The sequence below is a fragment of the Rhizobium sp. CB3060 genome (assembly GCF_025200735.1).
Taxonomy (GTDB): domain Bacteria; phylum Pseudomonadota; class Alphaproteobacteria; order Rhizobiales; family Rhizobiaceae; genus Rhizobium.
Genome location: NZ_CP104158.1, coordinates 2,438,496 through 2,460,176 on the forward strand (window position 1 = coordinate 2,438,496; position 21,681 = coordinate 2,460,176).

Annotated in this window: 20 protein-coding genes; 13 read left to right on the forward strand and 7 right to left on the reverse strand. The window is 60.4% G+C overall.

Translation table 11 applies throughout. The features are described 5' to 3' along the window. The first annotated feature begins 405 nt into the window (after positions 1 to 405). Positions 406 to 1,314: an RNA polymerase sigma factor RpoH gene (gene rpoH / locus N2601_RS11885; protein WP_104824026.1), complete on the forward strand. Its 909-nt coding sequence runs from the start codon at positions 406 to 408 to the stop codon at positions 1,312 to 1,314. Between the two features lie 89 nt (positions 1,315 to 1,403). On the opposite strand, the gene N2601_RS11890 is transcribed toward rpoH, so the two are convergent. The 4 genes from N2601_RS11890 to N2601_RS11905 form a co-directional block, all read right to left on the reverse strand. Further along, complete coding sequence (locus N2601_RS11890) at positions 1,404 to 3,767, reverse strand: hypothetical protein (RefSeq protein ID WP_104824027.1); 2,364 nt, start codon at positions 3,765 to 3,767, stop codon at positions 1,404 to 1,406. A 61-nt stretch (positions 3,768 to 3,828) separates the two neighbouring features. Then, positions 3,829 to 5,124, reverse strand: a complete 1,296-nt coding sequence (locus N2601_RS11895; RefSeq protein WP_104824028.1) for an adenylosuccinate synthase — start codon at positions 5,122 to 5,124, stop codon at positions 3,829 to 3,831. 230 nt (positions 5,125 to 5,354) lie between these two features. Then, entirely contained in the window at positions 5,355 to 6,209 is an 855-nt protein-coding gene (locus tag N2601_RS11900) for a GNAT family N-acetyltransferase (protein ID WP_260303096.1), read from the reverse strand. 115 nt (positions 6,210 to 6,324) lie between these two features. Next, positions 6,325 to 7,623 carry an amidohydrolase family protein gene (locus N2601_RS11905; protein WP_104824030.1) on the reverse strand — a complete coding sequence of 433 codons (1,299 nt, stop codon included), beginning with the start codon at positions 7,621 to 7,623 and terminating at the stop codon, positions 6,325 to 6,327. A gap of 245 nt (positions 7,624 to 7,868) precedes the next feature. Here N2601_RS11905 and N2601_RS11910 point away from each other — a divergent pair, with 245 nt between their 5' ends. Further along, positions 7,869 to 9,191: a UDP-glucose dehydrogenase family protein gene (locus tag N2601_RS11910; RefSeq protein WP_260303097.1), complete on the forward strand. Its 1,323-nt coding sequence runs from the start codon at positions 7,869 to 7,871 to the stop codon at positions 9,189 to 9,191. A 71-nt stretch (positions 9,192 to 9,262) separates the two neighbouring features. After that, positions 9,263 to 10,267 carry an NAD-dependent epimerase gene (locus tag N2601_RS11915; protein WP_104824032.1) on the forward strand — a complete coding sequence of 335 codons (1,005 nt, stop codon included), beginning with the start codon at positions 9,263 to 9,265 and terminating at the stop codon, positions 10,265 to 10,267. 48 nt (positions 10,268 to 10,315) lie between these two features. On the opposite strand, the gene N2601_RS11920 is transcribed toward N2601_RS11915, so the two are convergent. Next, complete coding sequence (locus tag N2601_RS11920) at positions 10,316 to 10,774, reverse strand: Lrp/AsnC family transcriptional regulator (RefSeq protein ID WP_104824033.1); 459 nt, start codon at positions 10,772 to 10,774, stop codon at positions 10,316 to 10,318. 40 nt (positions 10,775 to 10,814) lie between these two features. Between N2601_RS11920 and N2601_RS11925 the strand changes: the two genes are divergently transcribed. From N2601_RS11925 to N2601_RS11935, 3 genes are read left to right on the forward strand one after another with little or no spacing between them, the layout of a single operon-like run. Further along, positions 10,815 to 11,660 carry an AzlC family ABC transporter permease gene (locus N2601_RS11925; protein WP_104824034.1) on the forward strand — a complete coding sequence of 282 codons (846 nt, stop codon included), beginning with the start codon at positions 10,815 to 10,817 and terminating at the stop codon, positions 11,658 to 11,660. Next, positions 11,653 to 11,952, forward strand: coding sequence for an AzlD family protein (locus N2601_RS11930; protein ID WP_104824035.1), 300 nt, complete (start codon positions 11,653 to 11,655; stop codon positions 11,950 to 11,952). The genes N2601_RS11925 and N2601_RS11930 overlap by 8 nt, the downstream gene beginning before the upstream one ends. 28 nt (positions 11,953 to 11,980) lie before the next feature. After that, the gene (locus N2601_RS11935; protein ID WP_104824036.1) at positions 11,981 to 12,793 is read left to right on the forward strand and encodes an alpha/beta fold hydrolase; all 813 of its coding nucleotides are present in this window, start codon (positions 11,981 to 11,983) and stop codon (positions 12,791 to 12,793) included. Here the strand turns inward: N2601_RS11935 and N2601_RS11940 are convergent. Then, positions 12,756 to 13,286: a flavin reductase gene (locus N2601_RS11940; RefSeq protein WP_104824037.1), complete on the reverse strand. Its 531-nt coding sequence runs from the start codon at positions 13,284 to 13,286 to the stop codon at positions 12,756 to 12,758. The two genes, N2601_RS11935 and N2601_RS11940, sit on opposite strands and share 38 nt — an antisense overlap. Positions 13,287 to 13,605: 319 nt before the next feature. Between N2601_RS11940 and N2601_RS11945 the strand changes: the two genes are divergently transcribed. Next, positions 13,606 to 14,403, forward strand: coding sequence for a creatininase family protein (locus N2601_RS11945; protein WP_104824038.1), 798 nt, complete (start codon positions 13,606 to 13,608; stop codon positions 14,401 to 14,403). Here N2601_RS11945 and N2601_RS11950 read toward each other — a convergent pair. Beyond that, a complete protein-coding gene (locus N2601_RS11950) occupies positions 14,391 to 15,359 on the reverse strand; it encodes a LysR substrate-binding domain-containing protein (protein WP_104824039.1) in 969 nt (322 codons plus the stop codon). The genes N2601_RS11945 and N2601_RS11950 overlap by 13 nt on opposite strands. A gap of 184 nt (positions 15,360 to 15,543) precedes the next feature. Between N2601_RS11950 and N2601_RS11955 the strand changes: the two genes are divergently transcribed. From N2601_RS11955 to N2601_RS11980, 6 genes are all read left to right on the forward strand, one after another. Continuing rightward, complete coding sequence (locus N2601_RS11955) at positions 15,544 to 16,560, forward strand: ABC transporter substrate-binding protein (RefSeq protein WP_104824040.1); 1,017 nt, start codon at positions 15,544 to 15,546, stop codon at positions 16,558 to 16,560. A 103-nt stretch (positions 16,561 to 16,663) separates the two neighbouring features. Next, on the forward strand, positions 16,664 to 17,488 hold the full coding sequence (locus N2601_RS11960; RefSeq protein WP_104824041.1) for an ABC transporter ATP-binding protein: 825 nt from the start codon (positions 16,664 to 16,666) through the stop codon (positions 17,486 to 17,488). Continuing rightward, positions 17,488 to 18,354, forward strand: coding sequence for an ABC transporter permease (locus N2601_RS11965; RefSeq protein WP_104824042.1), 867 nt, complete (start codon positions 17,488 to 17,490; stop codon positions 18,352 to 18,354). Before N2601_RS11960 ends, N2601_RS11965 begins: the two co-directional genes overlap by 1 nt. After that, positions 18,354 to 19,667 (forward strand): cytosine deaminase, encoded by a 1,314-nt coding sequence (locus N2601_RS11970; RefSeq protein WP_104824043.1) that lies wholly within the window; start codon positions 18,354 to 18,356, stop codon positions 19,665 to 19,667. The genes N2601_RS11965 and N2601_RS11970 overlap by 1 nt, the downstream gene beginning before the upstream one ends. 1 nt (position 19,668) lies before the next feature. Next, entirely contained in the window at positions 19,669 to 21,078 is a 1,410-nt protein-coding gene (locus tag N2601_RS11975) for an FAD-binding oxidoreductase (RefSeq protein WP_104824044.1), read from the forward strand. Then, positions 21,075 to 21,656, forward strand: a complete 582-nt coding sequence (locus N2601_RS11980) for an NAD(P)H-dependent oxidoreductase (protein ID WP_104824045.1) — start codon at positions 21,075 to 21,077, stop codon at positions 21,654 to 21,656. Before N2601_RS11975 ends, N2601_RS11980 begins: the two co-directional genes overlap by 4 nt. The last annotated feature ends 25 nt before the right edge of the window (positions 21,657 to 21,681 follow it).

The window sequence follows — 21,681 nt, forward strand, 5'->3', positions numbered from 1 at the left end:
GTATGCATGGCTCGCCCTGATGGATCGAAAGAAAAGACTGCTACCGAGCTCCACAAATGCGCGACTGGACGCGGGCCCCTTCGCCGCCTATAATTGGGGGGAGCCGATCTCCGGCGTGCGTCACGCAGTTATCCAAAACGCGAAGCGTTTTGATGCTGAAGTCGCCAAATCTCACAGGACCGGAGTATTCGGGAAGATAGTCTCAGAGACAAACGTTACGGCGGGCATAGCTGTCGCGCCGGGGTAACTCTTGCGTGACTACGTTCTTGAATCACTGTTTTGCCGTACTTATCTACACATTGGTTTAGTGCGGGGTCTTCACGACCTGCACGCCTTGGTCTGCTTCGCAAAGGGCGCGCAATACGTCTCCAGAAGGGGCCAGATCTCGAATAGGAGGGTGCATTCATGACCCGTAATACCTTGCCGTCCATTACCGCCGGTGAAGCCGGCCTCAACCGCTATCTCGACGAGATTCGCAAGTTCCCGATGTTGGAGCCGCAGGAAGAGTACATGCTCGCCAAGCGCTACGCGGAACATGCCGACCGTCAGGCTGCCCATAAGCTCGTCACCAGCCATCTGCGCCTCGTGGCGAAGATTGCCATGGGCTATCGCGGTTATGGCCTGCCGATCGGCGAAGTGGTGTCGGAAGGCAATGTCGGCCTGATGCAGGCCGTCAAGAAGTTTGACCCGGAACGTGGCTTCCGCCTGGCAACCTATGCCATGTGGTGGATCAAGGCCTCGATCCAGGAATATATTCTGCGCTCGTGGTCGCTGGTGAAGATGGGCACGACCGCCAATCAGAAGCGTCTGTTCTTCAATCTGCGTCGCCTGAAGGGCCGCATCCAGGCCATCGATGACGGCGACCTGAAGCCGGAGCATGTCGCCGAGATCGCCACCAAGCTGAACGTCTCCGAGGAAGAGGTCGTTTCGATGAACCGCCGCCTCTCGGGCGACGCCTCGCTGAACGCGCCGATCAAGGCCGCCGAGGGCGATTCGGGTCAGTGGCAGGACTGGCTGGTGGACGATCATGACAGCCAGGAAGACGTGCTGATCGAGCAGGACGAACTTGATACGCGCCGCCGCATGTTGGCTCGCGCCATGAGCGTCTTGAACGATCGCGAGCGCCGCATCTTCGAGGCTCGCCGCCTTGCGGAAGAGCCGGTGACGCTGGAGGACCTCTCGGCCGAGTTCGATATCAGCCGCGAACGCGTCCGCCAGATCGAAGTCCGCGCCTTCGAGAAGGTGCAGGAAGCCGTGCAGAAGGATGCGCTGGAACGCGCCAAGGCTCTGCGGGTGGTCGAAGCCACCGCTTAACGCTTCCGATTTCAGACATTACAGTACGAATTCAAACAAAAGGCGGACCGTAAGGCCCGCCTTTTTTGATTCCAATGATTTGAGACCGCTTATTGGCCGCTCGAAGCGACACCGCCAAGCGCCTGCCACTCGGTAATCGCCTTGTTGAAGGCGTCGGTGCCGGCCGGCCCCTTCTCCATGGTCAGCAATGCACGACGGCCATTGCGGTAGACCACGGGAATGTCCATCCAGTTGCGGGTTTTCAGGAGATCGAGATTGGTCTTACGCGCATCCGGAAAATCGTTGAGCGCGACCATGTAGACGTCGTCGGTAACCTTGGCCGGTACGGCGATCAGGGCGTCGCCGCGATCCTGTTCGGTCGACTTGAGCGCGATCCGCTGCACGTTGTCGATGGCGCCGCCTTCGAAATTCGGCGGAACCTGGAAGGCAAGCTCTACGAGATGGCTTGCCGGCAACGAGGCATCGGTATTGCGCGACACGGTGATCGTCGCCGTCAGGCCGCGCTCGGGCACGTTGATGAGGCCCTGGACGGAAGGCTCCGGCCGGCCATCTTCACCTTTGCCCTCCTGCAGAGACCACGTGACGGTGCCTTCGAAAGCCGTGGGCGATGTCTGGCCGAGACGCTCCTCATAGAGGAACACCTTCTGCCCATCCGTGGCCGGCGCCGTCTGCTGTTGATTAGCTTGTGGCTGCTGCTGAGCGGCAGGCGATTGCTGGGTGGGAGCGGAGGATTGCTGATCGGCTGAAGGCTGCGTCGTGGTCGGCGCGGTCGCGGCGGGCGCCTGCGCGCCATTCGCATTGTTGGCGGGCGGCGTTGCCGCTCTTGCCGGGGCAGCGGAGGCTACATTCTGCTCGGCCACGGACTTGCCTTCAGCGACACCCGGCTGAGCGCCCGCTGCCGGACCTTGATCCTCTTCCGTGCCATTCGCCAACAAGCGCTGCGTGAACTTGCTGTTGACCGTGTTGGCGTCGTTGTCGAGCGAGGCGACATTGGTGTTGCCCGCTGCCGGCGGCTGCGTGGCGGCATTATTGTTTTGCGCCGGAGCGGTCGCGCCCGGTGTCGAAGCGGCAGGCGCATTTGTGGCTGGAGCGGCCGTATTGTTGTTCTTGGCCGTCTCGGTAGCCGGAGTGGTCGCAGTCTTCGGTGCCGAGCTGATGAGGTCGGCGACCATCTTGTTGAGCGCTTCACGGTTCAGCCAGGCGGCATAGCCACCGCCGGCGACGATCGCGAGGCCAACGAGGGCCACGATAATACTGGTCACGCTGAAGCGGCGGCGCTTCGGCTCCATACGGAAGCTCTTGCCCTGCAGCTTCGCCGCCATGGCCCGGTTGAGATCCGGCGGAATGGAAGAGCCGCCGCCGCGGTCCCCCTCGGCGATTTTGTCAAAGCCGGCAAGCTCCTTGAGCTCGCGCCAGCCATCCTCGCCAGCATCGTTCTTCGGCGCTGACTTGGACGGAGAATGCACATCGGCGAAGAGATCGACATCGTCAAAGGCATTATCCGGCATTTGCTGCCGGGCGGGCTGTGCCGGCTTGGCGGCTGGCGCCGGCACCGACTGCAGCTCTTCGAAAACATCCGCATCCCAGGCAAAAGCCTTGTCGCTCGCCGGCGCTTTCGTCGGGGCGGGCGGCTCCACGGGATGGCCGAAGACGGCAGGCGCAAAGGCGGCGGCGGGCATGACGGGTACCGCCACCGGCTCGGATTCGGCCCGCTTCGCAGGCGCATCCACCTCGGCCCAAATTTCCTCGACTTGGCTCATAACATCATCGGCAGGCGCCTGATGAGCAGTATGCGTCTGCGGAGCGGCATGCGCGGGCTCGGCGGCAACGGCCGGCACCTCCTCCGCATAGTGCTCCGGCGCTTCCTCATGCACCTGCTCTTGGACCGGCTCCGCATAGGCCTCGACGTGGTGAACAGCCGCGGGCGCCTGCTCCTGCGGCGCCTCGGCCCATTCCTCTACCGGCTCATGGTGCTCAGCGGACTGATGCTGAGCATGCGCGGGCTCCTCATAGACAGGCTCTTCATAAGCCGGCTCTTCATGGGTCGGCTCTTCATGGGTCGGCTCTTCGTGCACCGGCTCGTGAGCGGCGGGCTCCTCGTGCGCAGCGACCTCCGGATGGGCCGGCTCCGGTTCCTCGACATGGTGTTCTTGCGCAACATGATGCTCTTCAGCAGGCTCCTGCTGCGGCTCCTCCTGCACCAAAGGCGTTTCCGCGACTGGCTCTTCAGCCAGCGGCAGCGCCTCGGCATGCTCGGCTTCCACCTCGACGATCGCGGCTTCCAGCTTGTCGAGCTGACGGCGCAGCATCTCCTCCGGCGGGCGCGGCTTCATGCTCTCAAGCTGCCGCTGAACGGCACCACGAGCCCGCTCGTAAACCTTGACCCGCATCTCGGGAGTATTATCGGCCAAGCCGTCCACGGCCCGTCGAATGACTGCTACAAAATCCGCCATCAGTACTTTCTCATGATGCCCGGCACGTGGCCGAACCGGGATTCGTCATTGATCCGCGACATTAGCCCTCAAACGGATCGGTCACAAGTATAGTGTCTTCGCGCTCCGGGCTGGTCGAAAGCAGCGCCACCGGAGCGCCGATTAGCTCCTCCACCTGCCGGACATATTTGATCGCCTGTGCCGGCAAATCGGCCCATTTGCGGGCGCCGACGGTCGATTCCTTCCAGCCTTCGAGCGTGATGTAGATCGGCTCGACGCGGGCTTGCGCCGCCTGGCTGGCCGGCAGATAGTCGATCTCCTTGCCATCCAGTTTGTAGCCGACGCAGATCTTCAGTTCGTCGAGACCGTCGAGCACGTCAAGCTTGGTCAAGGCAATGCCGGTAATGCCGGAAGTCTTCACCGTCTGGCGAACCAGCACGGCATCGAACCAGCCGCAGCGGCGCGGACGGCCGGTGTTGACGCCAACCTCTCGGCCAACCGTCGACAGGTGTTTGCCGATCTCGTCATGCAGTTCACACGGGAACGGCCCTTCGCCGACGCGCGTCGTATAGGCCTTGGTGATGCCGAGCACATAGCCGAGCGCCGTCGGGCCGAGGCCGGAACCGGCTGCTGCCTGGCCCGCGACCGTGTTGGACGACGTCACGAACGGATAGGTGCCGTGGTCATTATCCAACAAAGCGCCCTGCGCACCCTCGAAAAGGATACGGGCGCCAGCCTTGCGCTGCTCGTCGAGCAACCGCCAGACCTGATCAATATAGGGAAGAATATGCTCTGCAACAGAGGTGAGTTCGTTGTGCAAAGCATCGAACGAGATTTCATCGAGGCCCATGCCGCGGCGGAGCGCATTGTGATGCGTCAGCAGCCGATCGATCTTGCCCGGCAGCGTATCCGGTTCGGCAAGATCGATGACGCGGATCGCACGGCGGCCGACCTTGTCTTCATAGGCCGGGCCGATGCCGCGACGGGTCGTGCCGATCTTCGTGCCGCTGTTGGAAGCGGCATCTTCGCGCAGAGCGTCGAGATCGCGGTGCAGCGACAGAATCAGCGGGGCGTTCTCGGCAATACGCAGAACGTCGGGCGTAACCGCGATGCCCTGGGCGCGCAGCTTTTCGACTTCAGCGACGAAATGATGGGGATCAACGACGACGCCGTTGCCGATGACGCTGAGCTTGCCGCGCACGAGGCCCGAAGGCAGCAGCGCAAGCTTGTAGCTGACACCGTCGACAACAAGCGTATGACCGGCATTATGACCGCCCTGAAAGCGTACAATCACATCTGCGCGTTCCGAAAGCCAGTCGACAATCTTGCCCTTGCCTTCGTCACCCCATTGCGAGCCGATCACTACAACGTTCGTCATTTATCCATTCCCGCTTCCTGCGCACAGCGGTGCGCCTTGCTCAAACCCGCGCATCTATAAAACTTTGTTTTTGGGAAAGCGACCCTGTTGTCTCAGGAGATTCGGCTTTTTACGTGACGAATCAGCGCGCCTAACAGGATTTTTCCCGTCGGCGCATATCCACATGCGAAATATTGGAGCTGGGTAAGCGAAGAAAATCGCTCGCCCACCCTACGCGAGAGGACATGGAACTAGCCAAGCTCAAGCGTGGTGACGGCAAAGACGCGGTCGAGTGGCATTTTGGGCGGTTCGCCACGATACATTCGCGCCGTTTCGAACACCGGCGACAGTCCGGCCGCTTCGGCAAGCCTGATCGCGTCGATGTTGTCCGTAGGCACGTCCATATATACAGGCCGGCCCTTGGCCTCCGGCAGCAACTTGGCCAGCAAGGCCGATGCCACATCGGAACTGTTTGCAAACAGCGGACCGACCTTGTACCCCTCGAAACAGCGCCGGATCGTGCCGTAGCCGCGAATCTTGCTGCCGCTGCCGACCATGACGGATTTTCGTTTTTCCGGCGCGCCGCACCAGGCCGTGAGGAAGGAGTAGCGCAGCCCTGGAAAGATGGCGGCATCATATCGCAGCAAGCCTTCGAGCTTGTCCTGCGTGACCGGAACGACGTCCACCTTTGCTTCGCCTATATCAGGCATTCTCGGGACACCGCCATAGCGCACGGTGCGATAGGCCATTTCAAAGCCGCTGCTGCGGTAGTTTTCCTGCTGCGCAACGACGCCGTCGAGACCGATGGTACGATTGCCCGCAAACGCCATGCCCTTCTTCCACAGCGCCTTGCCATAACCCTTGCCGCGAAATTCGGGGTGGACGATGTAGAGGCCGAGAAAGGCGAAGCTTTCGCCATAACGCACGACGGAAATACAGCCGACCGGCACTTCGCCGATCGCGCCTATAAAGAAGCCGGAAGGATCCGCCTCCCAAAATGCCAGGGCATCATCGACACCGGGATTCCATCCCTCCTGCCGCGCCCATTCGAGAGCGAGCTCCAATTCCCCAGCCCGCATTGTACGCACGGCAAAATTTGACTTCATGCACCAGCCCTGAACCGCCCCTTATGCATCATCCCCGCCGGAACGATTGCACCCAATTCATCATGCTGCAACGCGATAGCAATCACAAGCGATAAGCGATGCTATGCCTAATGGGTTAAATTCTTGGTGGCATTGGCGCGTAGGCGGCTGGATCGACCGATTGCGGCCGGCCTTCGAGCGACAGTTTCGCGATCCGCGCCGGCGTCTCGCTGATCACCTTGCCGTGCCGAACAACAAAAAGCCTCGCCGCACGCAATCGCACCGCTTCGATCGGATCGCGCGCCTGCAGCACGACGAGATCGCCGTTGCAGCCGACCTCCAGCCCGTAACCGTCGAGCCCCATCACTTTGGCCGGATTGACGGTGACCGCGTCGAAACAGAACCGCATCGCTTCGCGCGACGTCAATTGACCGACATGCAGTCCCATATGGGCGACATCCAGCATGTCGGCGCCGCCGAGCGAATACCATGGGTCCATGCAGCAATCCTGACCGAAGGCGATATTGATGCCGAATTCGCGCATCTCCTTGACCCGGGTCAGTCCGCGCCGCTTCGGATAGGTATCGTGCCGGCCCTGAAGCACGATGTTGATCAACGGATTGGGGATCGCGTGCACGCCCGCCTCAGCAATCAGCGGCAGGAGCTTGGAGACATAATAATTGTCCATCGAATGCATCGACGTCAGATGCGAGCCGGCCACCCTGCCCTGAAGCCCGAGCCTCACCGTCTCGGCGACCAGCGTCTCGATGTGGCGCGACAGCGGATCGTCGGTCTCGTCGCAATGCATGTCGACCATCAAACCGCGCTTTTCGGCGATCTCGCAGAGCGCACGCACCGAATGCGCGCCCTCGTCCATCGTCCGCTCGAAATGCGGGATACCGCCAACAATATCGACACCGAGATCCAGCGCGCGTTCCAGGTTCTGCGCCGCCGTCGGCGAGCGGTAATAGCCGTCCTGCGGAAAGGCGACGAGCTGCAGATCGAGATAAGGTGCGACTTTTCTCTTCACATCCAGCAGCGCTTCGACGGCAAGCAACCGGTCGTCGCAGATATCGACGTGGGTCCGCACGGCGAGCAACCCTTGCGACACGGCAAGATCGCAATAACGCAATGCCCGCTCTGCCACCGCCTCATGCGTCAGCAGCGGCTTCAACTCCCCCCAGAGCCCGATACCTTCGAGCAGCGTCCCCGATGTATTCAGCCGCGGCAGGCCAAGCGACAGCGTCGCATCCATGTGAAAATGGCAGTCGATGAACGGCGGCGAAACCAGTTGCCCATCGGCATCGATCACGCGCTCCGCCTCCCCTTCCATGCCCGGCTGAACAGCCACGATCTTGCCGCCGGCAATGGCGATATCCTGCCCCTCGCGGCCATCGGGAAGGCTGGCATTGCGGACGATGAGATCGAGCACCATGGGAGTTGCCTTTGGATTGGAAGGTCTATGCGGAATGTCTAGCACGACGCGGTGGGCAGGCAAGCCGCTCGTCCGGTGCGCCGGCGGGGTACCCGTCTTTATGACACTTCTGTCTCAACCGCCTGGATAAGCACCGCAACGTATAGGAGTCACCGACGATCCTGTGTATATAAGCGCAGATGGCCGCCAAAGACGGGCGTGCGTTCCGACGCTGAGTCCTGCGCTAGCAAAAGGATTGAAGTTTCATGCACATCACGATGATCGGTTCCGGTTATGTGGGTTTGGTGTCCGGCGTCTGCTTTGCCGATTTCGGTCATGACGTGATTTGTGTCGACAAGGACGCCGGCAAGATCGAGGCGTTGCGCAAGGGTGAAATCCCGATCTTCGAACCCGGCCTTGAACAATTGGTTGCCGACAATGTCCGCGCCGGTCGCCTCTCCTTTTCGACCGAGGTTGAAAGCAGCGTTACCGCAAGTGACGTCGTCTTTATCGCCGTCGGCACGCCGTCGCGTCGCGGTGACGGCCACGCCGATCTCTCCTACGTCTATGCCGCCGCCCGCGAAATCGCCCAGCACGTCAAGGGCTTTACCGTCATCGTCACCAAATCGACCGTGCCCGTCGGCACCGGCGACGAAGTCGAGCGAATCGTGCGTGAGACCAATCCGGATGCCGATGTCGCAGTCGTCTCCAATCCAGAATTCCTGCGCGAAGGCGCTGCCATCGAAGACTTCAAGCGTCCCGACCGCATCGTCATCGGCCTCAACGACGAGCGCGCCCGCGGCGTCATGACCGAAGTCTATCGGCCGCTCTACCTCAACCAGGCGCCGCTGCTCTTTACCTCCCGCCGCACGTCGGAGCTGATCAAATACGCCGCCAATGCCTTCCTTGCGATGAAGATCACTTTCATCAACGAGATGGCCGATCTCTGCGAGAAGGTCGGCGCCAATGTGCAGGAAGTCTCGCGCGGTATCGGTCTCGACGGCCGCATCGGCTCGAAATTCCTGCATGCCGGCCCCGGCTATGGCGGCTCCTGCTTCCCGAAGGACACGCTGGCGCTCGCCAAAACCGCACAGGATTACGACAGCCCCGTGCGCCTGATCGAGACGACGGTTTCGATCAACGACAACCGCAAGCGCGCCATGGGCCGCAAGGTGATCGCGGCCATGGGCGGCGATATCAGGGGCAAGACCATTGCCGTCCTCGGCCTGACCTTCAAGCCGAATACCGACGACATGCGCGACAGCCCTTCGATCTCGATCATCCAGGCGCTGCAGGATGCCGGTGCCTCGGTAGCGGGCTACGATCCGGAGGGTATGGATAATGCTCGCCAGTTGATCGAAAACATCACCTATGCAGACGATGCCTATAGCGCCGCACGCGGCGCCGACGCGCTCGTTATCATCACGGAATGGAACCAGTTCCGCGCACTCGATTTCGGCCGGCTCAAATCCGTTATGAATGCCCCGGTTCTCGTCGACCTCAGAAACATCTATCGCCATGACGAGGTCACAAAGCACGGCTTTGCCTATACAAGCGTCGGCAGACCCTCCAGCGACGACACACTTTAGAGCGTTTACGCATTCCGAACGGAAAACCGCTACGCACTTTTCCTGGAAATGCTTTAAGCAAAGGCCGATCAATGCGTTATCTCATCACCGGCACCGCCGGCTTCATCGGATTCCATCTTGCCAAGCGCCTGCTCGACGAAGGTCATTTCGTCGTCGGCTTCGACGGCATGACGCCCTATTACGACGTCAAGCTCAAGGAGAAGCGCACCGCGATTCTCGCCCGCTCCAATGGCTTCAAGGCGGTCACGGGCATGCTGGAAGACAAGGCGGCGCTGGATCACGCGGCGGAACTGGCGGAACCTGACGTCATCGTCCATCTCGCCGCCCAGGCAGGCGTGCGTTACAGCCTGGAAAATCCGCGATCCTACGTGGATTCCAACGTCACCGGTTCGTTCAATGTGTTGGAGCTGGCGAAAAGCCTGCAGCCGAAACACCTGCTGCTTGCCTCCACCTCCTCGGTCTACGGCGCCAACGAGAAGATCCCCTTTGCGGAAAGCGACAAGGCCGACGAGCAGATGACGATCTACGCGGCGACGAAGAAGAGCATGGAGCTGATGGCGCATAGCTATGCCCACCTCTTCCGCATTCCGACGACCGCCTTCCGTTTCTTCACCGTCTACGGTCCCTGGGGCCGTCCCGATATGGCATTGTTCAAGTTCGTCGATGCCATCAGGAACGACCGGCCTATCGAGATCTACGGCGAAGGCAAGATGAGCCGCGATTTCACCTATATTGACGATCTCGTCGAAGGCATTGTCCGCCTTATCGGCGTCGTACCCTTAGAGGAAAACCGCGTCGTTTCCGAAACGGTCACCGATACGCTGTCGAAACACGCGCCCTTCCGCGTCGTCAATATCGGTGGCGGCCAGCCGGTCGGGCTGATGACCTTTGTTGAGACCATCGAAGCGATGCTCGGCAAGAAGGCGATCCGGCACATGCTGCCGATGCAGCCCGGCGACGTGCACAATACCTATGCCGTGCCGGACCTGCTGGTGGCGCTGACCGGCTTCAAGCCGCAGATCGAAGTCGAAGAAGGCGTGCGCCGTTTCGTCGAATGGTATCAGGAAAACTATTGAGCCGATGCCGCCAAAGGCGGCTCCTTGCCGGAAATCGATACTGCGGCATCAGATTGGCACTTGCCACGACTGCTTGATTTTCTGCATCGGAATTTCGGTCTTGATGTTTCTGACCCCCTTGATGCGGCCAAGATGCTCCATCTGGAACCGTCTGTATCCCTCCAAATCCGATGCTACGACCCGAAGGAGGAAATCGCAGTCGCCCGCCATGAGGTGGCACTCGACCACCTGCGGAAGCTTTTCGGCCGCCTCATAGAAAGCTGTCGTTGTCTCTTCGTCCTGACTTGAAAGCCATATTCGCACAAAAACCGTAAAGCCCATATCGAGCTTTGCGGGGTCCAGGATGGCGACATATTGCTTGATGATACCGGCCTCTTCCAACAATTTGACTCGCCTTAGACATGGAGACGGAGACAGTCCCACCTTTGCAGCCAACTCGGTGTTCTGGATTTTCCCATCCTGCTGCAGGACGCGGAGTATCGCGCGATCTAAGGAATCAAGTTTCATTGGAGTTTTCCGCCGGGAAGTACACAATATTTGGCATAGCATGCCAATTTTTGAAGATTTCAGCCGCAAAACGCAACCAAAATCGCAGACGACTGCGCTATTATCTCACTCCTATGTCGCGCAAGGTGTTGGCAATTTAAGACGAGAAGAGGTTGTGCAGGTGACGGACTGCGTTTCAGGTGATGTCAGCGTCCGGTCGCAGGCACGCTCGGAAGGATGGCGAGGCCTCAAGGATTCGATACCGGTGATGTTGGGCTTCGTGCCTTTTGCACTGGTGCTCGGGGCAAGGGCGACCGCTAAAGGATTCAGTCTCGGGGAAGTGCCCTTGATGACGGGGCTGAACTTCGGTGGCGGATCGGAGTTCGCGGCTGTCGAGCTTTGGACGTCTCCTCCGCACGTTCTCCTCATTGTCGCCATCACGTTTCTGGTCAACAGCCGCCACCTCCTGATGGGCGCGGCGCTAGCTCCCTTTATTCTGCATCTGTCGAAGAAAAAGGCGTTCATGGCGCTGTTCTTCATGTGTGATGAAAGCTGGGCAATAGGTCTCGCCGACGCAAAGAAGTCGAATACGACCTTGAGTCTCGGTTATTTCTTCGGCGTCGCTCTCGGCCTCTATTTCAGTTGGGTCATCTTCACGACGATAGGAGCATTCGTCGGACCTGTTCTTGGCGATGTCACACGATATGGCTTTGACATGGCATTCCCCGCGGTATTTTTCGTAATGCTGGCCGGAATGTGGAAAGGCGCAAAGGCGGCACTTCCCTGGCTGGTCAGTTTGCTCGTCGCAGCAACCACATACCTGGTGTTTCCTGGGGCTTGGTATGTTCCCGCCGGGGCTGTCTCCGGTGTATTCTCTGCATTCCTGCTGGCACGGACCGATGTTTGATCCTTCATTTGTTATTGCCATCATCTGCATGGCGGCGGCCACCTATCTGACGCGTATCGGAGGATACGTCTTCTTGCGCAACCGCACGCTAAGTCCCCGTTTGCGGACTGTAATGGAGAACGCCCCGGGTTGCGTATTGATCACGGTCATCGCGCCAGGCTTCGCCACCGGACGGCCAGCCGATCTCATCACCCTCGCGCTCACCATGTTGGCGGCGACCCGACTACCGGTGCTTCCCACGGTGCTGATCGCAATCGCTTCGGCTGGTATTCTGCGCCACATTCTGGCGTGAATCCCCACTCTCCAGGTAGGCTGGAAAAATGACAGAAATCGTGGAAGCAGAGTACTGGATAGAGAGCCCCGCCGGGCGCCTCTATGCCAAATCATGGGCGCCGCGCGATCTGAATTCCAAATCTCCGATCATCCTGTTTCACGACTCTCTCGGATGCGTCGCACTCTGGAAAGATTTCCCGCAGTTGTTGGCTCGTTCTCTCGGCCGACGTGTGATCGCCTATGATCGATTGGGCTTTGGTCGTTCCGATGCTCGTACGGACATTTTGGAGCGAGACTTCATTGCCCAGGAAGCGGAACACTTCGTTCCCCTCCTGTGCGAGCAATTGGCGGTTGGGGAATTTATCGCCTGTGGGCATAGCGTGGGTGGCGGCATGGCGGTGGAAACGGGGGCCAGGTTTGCCGGCTGCAATGCCGTGATTACCATCGCCGCCCAGGCTTTCGTGGAAGATAGAACCGTGCAGGGTATTAGGACCTCGCAACAGGAATTTGCGTCGGTCGACAATATTGCCCGGCTCGCCAAATATCACGGTGAGAAAGCTGATTGGGTGCTGCGCGCGTGGATCGAAACCTGGTTGGCTCCGGAATTCGCCGAATGGAACCTCGATGCCGCACTTGAGAAACTGGGTTGTCCGGTGATTGCCATTCACGGCGACCGGGATGAATATGGTTCACTTGCCCATCCACGTCGGATCGCGGCTGGGCGCGGATCATTCCATATTTTGCCGGACACCGGACATTCGCCGCATCGTGAACATCCCGCCCTGGTCATCAAGGTAATCGAAGACCTCTTGCTGATCCGGCCTATCCGGCCGGATGATAGGCCCGGTCGAAATAAATGAGCCCCTGCCCTCCGTCGCGCAGACGGATGGCATCGACTTCGCACATCAGAATATCGTGCGTGCCGCCATTGGCGCGGTGCACGATGCGGCAGTCGAACGAGACGAGCGCATCCTCCAATGCCGGCGAGCCGGTCGATAGTTCCGACCATGCGGCGGCGGCAAAACGCTCCGCTACCGGCGTCTTGCCGCCGAAGAGACGCGACAGGTCCTGATGCCCCTCGGAAAGCACATTGACGCAAAGCACGCCGTTTTGCGTGACAGCAGGATGAACCGAAGCGGTGCGATTGAGGCAGACAAGCAGCGTCGGCGGACTGTCGGAGACGCTGCAGACGGCGGTCGCGGCAAAACCGGCAAGTCCCGCCGGCCCATCGGTCGTCACGATGCTGACGGCCGCCGCCATCCGCGCCATGGCGTTGCGGAACTCGGATTTGACCACATCGGGATCGGCGACGGGTACCGCCTTCTCGATCGCCACGGATGTCTTCATGTTCATTCCCATCATCCCCACCGTTTGTGCCGGACCCTGGCAAACTTAGTGGGTCGAGACCTCTGTCTCAAGCAACGATGTTGCTCGCAAACCGTACTTAAGGAGCAATAAGTTCTCTATAAAATCTATATACAAAAAGAAAAACAATTTCCTCCCTGCGTTTCGCGCCTCTCTCCTCCTACCGCACGCCAAGTTCGCCACGCACAGCGGCCAACATCGTAGGTGCACACAAAAAGGCAGCGGCACGCCCGCAAATTGATGCTTTCCCCCGCTATCGTCCTTGCCTTATCCGTTACGGAAGAGAAGCGCATGAGAGGAAATGGCGATGGCGAAGCCCTTCTACTGGAACGAACTGACGACCTACGATTTCGCCGGTCTTTCGCCCGACACCACCATTGCCGTTCTGCCGATCGCCTCGACCGAGCAGCACGGCCCGCATCTGCCGATCGCCACAGACGTGGCTATTGCCAACGGCATGCTGGCCGAACTGAAGGCGCAGCGTCCTGACGATCTCGACTTCCTGGTGTTGCCGACCCAGGAAATCGGCAAGGCCAACGAACATATCTACGGCCCCGGCACGCTCTCACTCGGCGCGGAACTGCTGATCCCCGTCTGGACGGCGATCGGCGCCAAGGTTGCCGAAGCCGGCCTCCGCAAGATGGTTATCGTCAATTCCCATGGCGGCAATCTCGATATCATGGGCATCGTTGCGCGCGAATTGCGCGTACGCCACCAGATGGCGGTCGTTGCCACGCAATGGACGCGCTTCGGCACGCCGGACGGCATGATCAGCGACCATGAACAGCGCTATGGCATCCATGGCGGCGACGTAGAGACCTCGCTGATGCTGCATTTCCGCCCCGAACTGGTCCGCATGGACAAGGCCGAGAATTTCGTCTCCAAGGCGGAATGGATGAAGGAGCAGTCCAACTATCTGCAGCCGCTGCCGCCGCATTCGCTCGCCTGGATCGCCCACGATCTCAATCCGAACGGCGTCGTGGGCAATGCCGCCAACGGCACGGCGGAAAAGGGCTCCCTCATCTGCCGTCATCAGGTGCAGGGCTTCATTGAATTGCTGCGCGATCTCCGGGACTATCCCCTGTCGAACCTCTATTCGAAATAGGCGTCCGGCCGGCGGCGTTCCGGCACCGCCAGAATATGTCCCTTGGCCTGCAGTTCCTCCACCAAGCCGGCCAGTTCGGCGAGCAGATATTCCACGAACAGGCTGGTCGCTGCATCGAGCGGCGCCCGCGTGCGGGCAAAGAGCTTCATTGGCTGATGCCGCGAATGCGGCTCGGCGATCGGCCGGAACACCAGTTCGCCGCGCCGGCATTCGGCGATGACGTCGAGCGGGTTCAACAGCGTCAGCCCTGCCCCGCATTTGACCAATTGCTTCAGCATCTCCGACGCGTTGCTTTCCAGCACCGGCTCGACCTGCACCGATAGCCGCGCCAGCGTCAGATTGATGATCTCGCGCAGGCTGGTGCCCGGCTGCGCCAGCAGCAGCCGCTCTTCCACGACATCGGCGAGATTGATCGGCCCAGATCCGATCAGCGGATGCCCCGGCGGCAGCACGACGCCGATCGGAATGTCGAAATTGCCGAGCGAACGGATGCCGGGTGTCGCCGGGATGTTGAAACCCAGGCCGATATCGACTTCGCCTGACAGCACCGGCGCCATGGTCGTGGAACCGGCATCATTGCGCAATTGGATGAAGACGCGTGGATGTTCCGACAGGAAACGCGCGATGATCTCCGGCAAAGGTCCGGAGGCGAGCCCGACCGTCGTGACGATCCTGACCTTGCCGGCCTGCTGCATCTTGAGACTGCGGATGCGCCCCTCCAGCCGGTCGTAGTTCTTCAGCACCTCGCGGATATGCTCGATGCAGAGCTCGCCTGCCGCCGTCAGCCTGAGCCCGCGCGGCAACCGTTCGAACAGCGGCGCTCCCATCTCTTCTTCCAGCGCCAGGATCTGCCTGTTGATCGCCGAGGATGCCACATTGAGCCTCGCCGCCGCCTTGCGGATCGAACCGCAGCGGGCGATCTCGTTGATATAAAGAAGTCGCCTCGAGTGCAGCATTCGCATCCCCATTGCATAAATTTTGCCCAGGCCGCACAATTTAGGCACGGGCGCAGGCTGAGATGCCTAAAAGGCATCAATGCGCACGAATTTTGATGCTTTTCAAAGCGCAACGCAATCGCTCAAATGCGGAAAATGGGCGTCGCTGGTGGCGTCCCATGGCAGATAAGGGGAACAACCGGCCATGTCCAATGCATTGAAGACCAAAGCATTTCTCGCCGTCATGGGCTTGGTGGCCGCCGTCGCCGCTGCTCAGCCGGCAAACGCCCTCGACAAAGTGACCTATGGAACCAACTGGCTGGCCGAGGCGGAACATGGCGGCTTCTATCAGGCGATCGCCGACGGAACCTACAAAAAATACGGCCTGGATGTTGAAATCGTCCAGGGTGGCCCGAACGCTGCCAACCAGGCGCTGCTGATTTCCGGCAAGATCGACTTCTATATGGGCAGCCCGCAGCAGGAAATCGATGCGGTCAAACAAGGCATCCCGATTGTCGACGTTGCCGCCATCTTCCAGAAGGACCCGCAGGTGCTGATCGCCCATCCGGACGCCGGCGTCGACAAATTCGAGGACCTCGCCAAGCTGCCGACGATCTTCCTCGGCAAGGACGGTTACGTCACGTTCTTCGAATGGATGAAAGCGAATTTCCCGGGCTTCAAGGACGAGCAATACAAGCCTTACAATTTCAGCCCGGCGCCGTTCCTGGCCGACAAGCAATCGGCGCAGCAAGGCTATTTGACCTCGGAACCCTATGAAATCCAGAAGCAGACCGGCTGGGAACCGAAGGTCTTCCTCCTCGCTGACAACGGCTATTCGCCCTATTCGACGATGATCACCACGCAGACATCGCTCGTTCAAAAGAACCCCGACCTCGTGCAGCGTTTCGTCAGCGCCTCGATCGAAGGCTGGTACAACTATCTCTACGGCGACAACAAAGCGGCCAACGATCTGATCAAGAAAGACAATCCCGATATGACGGATGGCCAGATCGCCTATTCCATCGCCAAGATGAAGGAATACGGCATCGTCGAATCCGGCGACGCGCTGGACAAGGGCATCGGCTGCATCACCGACGCGCACTATAAGAAATTCTTCGACGAAATGGTGCAGATCAAGGTGTTTACCGCCGATACGGACTACAAGAAAGCTTTTGACCCGCAATTCGCCTGCAAGGGCGTCGGGATGACGCTGAAGAAGTGACGGCAAGCAGAGCAGCCCCTCTCCCCGCTTGCGGGGAGAGGGTTAGGGTGAGGGGCAATTCTTGCTCCAAAGCCGATTGCTGACATCGACAGAGAGCCGAACTATGAGCATACCCAATGCAACCGCTGTCTCCTCGACAGAAGCGCATAAGCGGCCGCTGGTCGTCATGGAGCAGGTCTCCAAAGTCTTTTCCAACGGCACGCTGGCGCTCTCCGGCATGTCGATGAACGTTCAAAGCGGCGAGTTCATCAGCCTGCTCGGCCCCTCCGGCTGCGGCAAGTCGACGGCGCTGCGCATCATCGCCGGTCTCGGCGGCACTTCCAGCGGCACGATCGACTGGCCGAGTTCACGCATCAACTCCAAGGGCTTGCCGGAGGGCGATATCGGTTTCGTCTTCCAGGAGCCGACACTGCTGCCCTGGAAGACGGTCTTCGGCAATGTCCACCTGCCATTGAAACTGCGCGGCGTTTCCAAAGTGGCCGCCTACGACCAGATCATGGGAACACTGGCGACCGTCGGCCTGCAGGATTTCGCCGACGCCTATCCGCGCGAATTGTCCGGCGGCATGAAGATGCGTGTCTCCATTGCCCGCGCGCTGGTCACCAAGCCGAAGCTGCTGCTGATGGACGAGCCCTTTGCGGCCCTCGACGAGATCACTCGCCAAAAGCTCAACGACGATGTGCTGCGGCTGTGGAAGTCCACCGGTATCACGGTGATCTTCGTCACCCATTCCGTCTACGAGTCCGCCTATCTCTCAAACCGCATCGTCGTGATGAAGGCGCGCCCTGGCCGTGTCCACGCCGACTTTCCACTGGATACCCGCAGCGAACGCGACATTCTCTACCGGTCTTCCGAGGAATACCGACAGGTTTGTGAAAAAGTGTCTCGCTCCCTGATCGAGGCCATTGGTTGGCTGGAGGCCCATTGATGAGCGACAGCACCAGCCTGCCCGCCAACCTCTCCGCAGAGACGACCGAAAAGCCGGCGGAATCGGCCGTGCGCGCGGGAATTACCGAGCGACTCCTCGGAATTTTCGTACCGCTGCTGACCGTCTTCGTCTTGGTCGTCCTCTGGCAGCTTCTCGTCGTCGGCGCCAGCATTCCGCAATATATTCTGCCAAGCCCTCTCGCCGTCGCGAAAGCGCTGGTGTCCGATTGGGGCATCCTCTCGCCGGCGCTCTGGGTAACGACCGAGATCACCTTCATCTCGCTGGCGCTGGCGCTGATCGGCGGCGTCGGCATTGCGATCTTCCTCGTGCAATCGCGCTGGATCGAACTCGCCTTCTATCCGCTGGCCGTCATCCTACAGGTAACGCCGATCGTGGCGATCGCGCCGCTGATCCTGATCTATGCGCCGACCCGCGAAGCCGCGCTGCTGATCTGCGGCTTCCTCGTCGCCTTCTTTCCAATCCTCTCCAACATGGTGCAGGGACTGAAGAGCGTCGACCATAACCTCCTGAATCTCTTCGATCTCTATGGCGCCTCGCGCTGGCAGACGCTGTGGCATCTGAAGCTACCGGCAGCCCAGCCCTATTTCATGACGGGCCTCAGGATTGGCGGCGGCCTGTCGCTGATCGCCTCCGTGGTCGCGGAATTCGCCGCAGGCTCCGGCGGTCCCAATTCCGGCCTCGCCTTCCGCCTGCTCGAAGCGCAATATCGTCAGAACATGCCGCGCCTGTTCGCCGCCCTGCTGCTGCTCTCGGCACTCGGCGTCGCCATCTTCGCCCTCACCTCGTTCATCTCATGGCTGAGCCTGCATCGCTGGCACGAAAGCAGCCTCAAGCGGGAAAACTGATGTCCTATTCCTTCATGTCCCCGCCGAACGCCGCGCGCTTCGTGCTGAGCAACGCCACCGTCCCCGCCGTGACGCTCGTCGGGTTTACCGGTCAGGCAAGCGAAGGTCTTGTCAAGGCCGACATCGTCGTTGCGGACGGCCTCATCAAGGATATCCTGCCGGCGGACAGCGCGCCGGCAGAATTCGCCAAGGCCGACGTGAGGGACGGCATGGTCTGGCCGACCTTCGCCGATATGCATACCCATATCGACAAGGGCCATATTTGGGAGCGCCGCGCCAATCCGGACGGCAGTTTCGTGGGCGCTCTCGACGCCGTGCGCGCCGACCGCGAAGCCAACTGGTCGGCTGCCGATGTCAGGAAGCGCATGGAATTTTCGCTGCGCTCGGCCTATGCCCACGGCACCAGCTTGATCCGCACGCATCTCGACTCGCTGGCGCCGCAGCACCGCATTTCCTTCGAGGTGTTCTCGGAGGTGCGCGAGGCCTGGAAAGACAAGATCGCGCTGCAGGCCGTCGCCCTTTTCCCACTCGATGCCATGGCGGAGGACGCGTTCTTCGCCGATCTCCTGATGGTCATCCGCGATGCCGGCGGCCTCATCGGCGGCGTCACGCAGATGACCCCCGATATCGATCGTCAGCTTGACAAGCTGATCCGAGCCGCGATGGACAACGGCCTCGATATCGACCTGCATGTCGATGAAACAGAAGACAAGCAGGTGCTGACGCTGAAGGCGATTGCCGAGGCCGTACTGCGCAACGGCTTCACCGGCAAGGTCACCGCCGGCCATTGCTGCTCGCTTTCCCGCCAGGATGAGGATGTTGCCGCCGCCACTATCGACCTTGTCGCCAAAGCCGGGATCTCCGTCGTTTCCTTGCCGATGTGCAACATGTATTTGCAGGACCGCCATGCGGGCCGGACGCCCCGCTGGCGCGGAGTCACCCTATTCCATGAGCTGGCAGCCGCCGGCGTGCCAACCGCCGTTGCCTCCGACAACACACGCGATCCCTTCTACGCCTACGGCGACCTCGACCCCGTCGAAGTCTTCCGCGAGGCAGTCCGCATCCTGCATCTCGATCATCCGCTGGATACGGCTGCCCGCGTCGTCACCACCTCGCCTGCCGATATTCTCGGCCGCCCCGATATTGGCCGTATCGTCGTGGGCGGCCCTGCCGATCTCGTCCTCTTCAGCGCCAGACGCTGGAGCGAATTCCTCTCCCGTCCGCAGTCCGACCGCGTCGTCCTTCGCAAAGGCAAAGTGATCGACCGCAGCCTGCCGGATTACCGCGAACTAGATACCGTTATTGGAGCCTGACATGCCGGATTATCAGCTCATCAAGAAAGAACTCGAAGGCATCGCCGTCGAAGACAATCCGGCGCTGGTGCGCCAGAAGAGCCGCGATTTCTACTGGTATTCGCCAATCCTGAAGGCACAGCTCGACAATGTCATCGCCGACCTCGTTGTCACACCGAAGACCGAGGAAGAGGTTATCCGAACGCTGAAGGTGGCCTATGCCCATGATGTGCCGGTCACCCCGCGCGGCGCCGGCACTGGCAATTACGGCCAGGCCATGCCGCTCTCCGGCGGCATCGTGCTGAACCTTGCGGCCATGAACAAGGTCAAGGAAATCCACCCCGGCCGCGTCATCTGCGAGCCGGGCATCGTCATTGCCGAGCTCGACCGCCAGACCAAAGCGCATTCCGGCCAGGAGCTGCGCTTCCACCCCTCCACCGCGCAGACGGCGACCATCGGCGGCTTCATCGCCGGCGGCTCCGGCGGCGTCGGCTCGATCACCTGGGGTGGCTTGCGCGATATCGGCAATATCCTGCGACTACGCGTCGTCACCATGGAATCCGAGCCGCGCGTCCTCGACCTCACCGGCTGGGACCTGACCAAGGTCAGCCACGCCTACGGCACCAACGGCATCATCACCGAGATCGAAATGCCGCTCGCCCCGGCCTATGACTGGGTGGACGTGCTGGTCGGCTACGACGATTTCATGGATGCCGTGCGCTTCTCGGACGCGCTCGCCAAATGCAACGGCATCCTGGTCAAGGAGATCGCGCCGATTGCGGCACCCATCCCTTACGAATATTTCGCCCGCCACAAGCCCTATATCCGCCAGGGCCAATCGATCGTGGCGCTGATGATCGCGCCGCATTCCATGGACCCGTTCCTGGCCTTCGCTAGCCAGCAGAAGGGCGAGATCACCTTCCGCTCCGACAAAGTCGAGAGCATGAAGGGCATTCCGCATGCCTATGAACTCGCCTGGAACCACACGACGTTGCGCGCCATCAAGATCGACCCGACCATAACCTATCTACAGGTACAGTATCCCAGCCCGGATCACGTCGCCAAGGTCCAGAAGATGGTCGAGATCTTCGGCGACGAAGTGCCGGGCCATCTCGAATTCATCAAGTTCGACGGCCAGATCCAGTGCTCCGGCCTGCCGCTGGTGCGCTACACGTCGGAGGCGCGGCTGGAAGAGATCATCCGCATCCATCAGGATCACGGCTGCCCGATCTTCAATCCGCATCGCTACACGCTGGAAGAAGGCGGCATGAAGCAGACGGATACCGTCCAGCTCGCCTTCAAGAAGGAGACCGATCCGAAAGGCCTGCTGAACCCCGGCAAGATGATCGCCTGGGACAATCCCGACTTCGATTTCACGGCCGGCCAGAACTATCTCTTCCCCGGTCTTGCGGCGCTGATGGAGGCCTCATGAGGGTTCTCGTCCTCCATTCGCATCCGGTCGAGGAAAGCTACGGCGCAGCCCTACATCGGCAGACGATCGAGAGCCTGAAAGCGGCCGGCCATGAGGTCGACGACTGCAATCTCTACGCAGAGGGCTTCGACCCCGTAATGTCGCGCCACGATAGGATGATCTATCACGACTATCCGGAGAACACCGAGGCCGTGAAACCCTATGTCGATCGCCTGCAATGGGCAGAAGCGCTTGTCATCGTCACGCCGGTCTGGAACTTCGGCTTTCCGGCGATCCTAAAAGGCTATTTCGACCGCGTCTGGCTGCCGGGTGTCACGTTTGAGCTGGTGAATGGCAAGGTGACCTCGAAACTGCGGCATATCCGCAAGCTCGGAGCTGTGATGACCTACGGCGCCGATCCCTTCCGCGCCTTCATCGTCGGCAACCCGCCGAAGAAGATTATCAAGCGCATGCTCCGCGCCATGATCAAACCTTTCGCTCCGGTAGTCTTCCTCGCCCATTACGACATGAACCGCTCCACCGACGAGACGAGAAAGCGGTTTCTGGAAAGGGTGAAACGGGAAATGGAGCGGTTCTGACCGGCGCAGTCGACAGAGCCACGCT

Bases quoted from the DNA above. Each gene is read 5' to 3' on its own strand.
- N2601_RS11900 (WP_260303096.1), bottom strand. From the start codon at position 6,209: ATGAAGTCAAATTTTGCCGTGCGTACAATGCGGGCTGGGGAATTGGAG.
- rpoH (WP_104824026.1), top strand. From the start codon at position 406: ATGACCCGTAATACCTTGCCGTCCATTACCGCCGGTGAAGCCGGCCTC.
- N2601_RS11940 (WP_104824037.1), bottom strand. From the start codon at position 13,286: ATGAACATGAAGACATCCGTGGCGATCGAGAAGGCGGTACCCGTCGCC.
- N2601_RS11980 (WP_104824045.1), top strand. From the start codon at position 21,075: ATGAGGGTTCTCGTCCTCCATTCGCATCCGGTCGAGGAAAGCTACGGC.
- N2601_RS11910 (WP_260303097.1), top strand. From the start codon at position 7,869: ATGCACATCACGATGATCGGTTCCGGTTATGTGGGTTTGGTGTCCGGC.
- N2601_RS11950 (WP_104824039.1), bottom strand. From the start codon at position 15,359: ATGCTGCACTCGAGGCGACTTCTTTATATCAACGAGATCGCCCGCTGC.
- N2601_RS11890 (WP_104824027.1), bottom strand. From the start codon at position 3,767: ATGGCGGATTTTGTAGCAGTCATTCGACGGGCCGTGGACGGCTTGGCC.
- N2601_RS11930 (WP_104824035.1), top strand. From the start codon at position 11,653: ATGTTTGATCCTTCATTTGTTATTGCCATCATCTGCATGGCGGCGGCC.
- N2601_RS11945 (WP_104824038.1), top strand. From the start codon at position 13,606: ATGGCGAAGCCCTTCTACTGGAACGAACTGACGACCTACGATTTCGCC.
- N2601_RS11920 (WP_104824033.1), bottom strand. From the start codon at position 10,774: ATGAAACTTGATTCCTTAGATCGCGCGATACTCCGCGTCCTGCAGCAG.
- N2601_RS11935 (WP_104824036.1), top strand. From the start codon at position 11,981: ATGACAGAAATCGTGGAAGCAGAGTACTGGATAGAGAGCCCCGCCGGG.
- N2601_RS11915 (WP_104824032.1), top strand. From the start codon at position 9,263: ATGCGTTATCTCATCACCGGCACCGCCGGCTTCATCGGATTCCATCTT.
- N2601_RS11925 (WP_104824034.1), top strand. From the start codon at position 10,815: ATGCCAATTTTTGAAGATTTCAGCCGCAAAACGCAACCAAAATCGCAG.
- N2601_RS11955 (WP_104824040.1), top strand. From the start codon at position 15,544: ATGTCCAATGCATTGAAGACCAAAGCATTTCTCGCCGTCATGGGCTTG.
- N2601_RS11970 (WP_104824043.1), top strand. From the start codon at position 18,354: ATGTCCTATTCCTTCATGTCCCCGCCGAACGCCGCGCGCTTCGTGCTG.
- N2601_RS11905 (WP_104824030.1), bottom strand. From the start codon at position 7,623: ATGGTGCTCGATCTCATCGTCCGCAATGCCAGCCTTCCCGATGGCCGC.
- N2601_RS11965 (WP_104824042.1), top strand. From the start codon at position 17,488: ATGAGCGACAGCACCAGCCTGCCCGCCAACCTCTCCGCAGAGACGACC.
- N2601_RS11895 (WP_104824028.1), bottom strand. From the start codon at position 5,124: ATGACGAACGTTGTAGTGATCGGCTCGCAATGGGGTGACGAAGGCAAG.
- N2601_RS11960 (WP_104824041.1), top strand. From the start codon at position 16,664: ATGAGCATACCCAATGCAACCGCTGTCTCCTCGACAGAAGCGCATAAG.
- N2601_RS11975 (WP_104824044.1), top strand. From the start codon at position 19,669: ATGCCGGATTATCAGCTCATCAAGAAAGAACTCGAAGGCATCGCCGTC.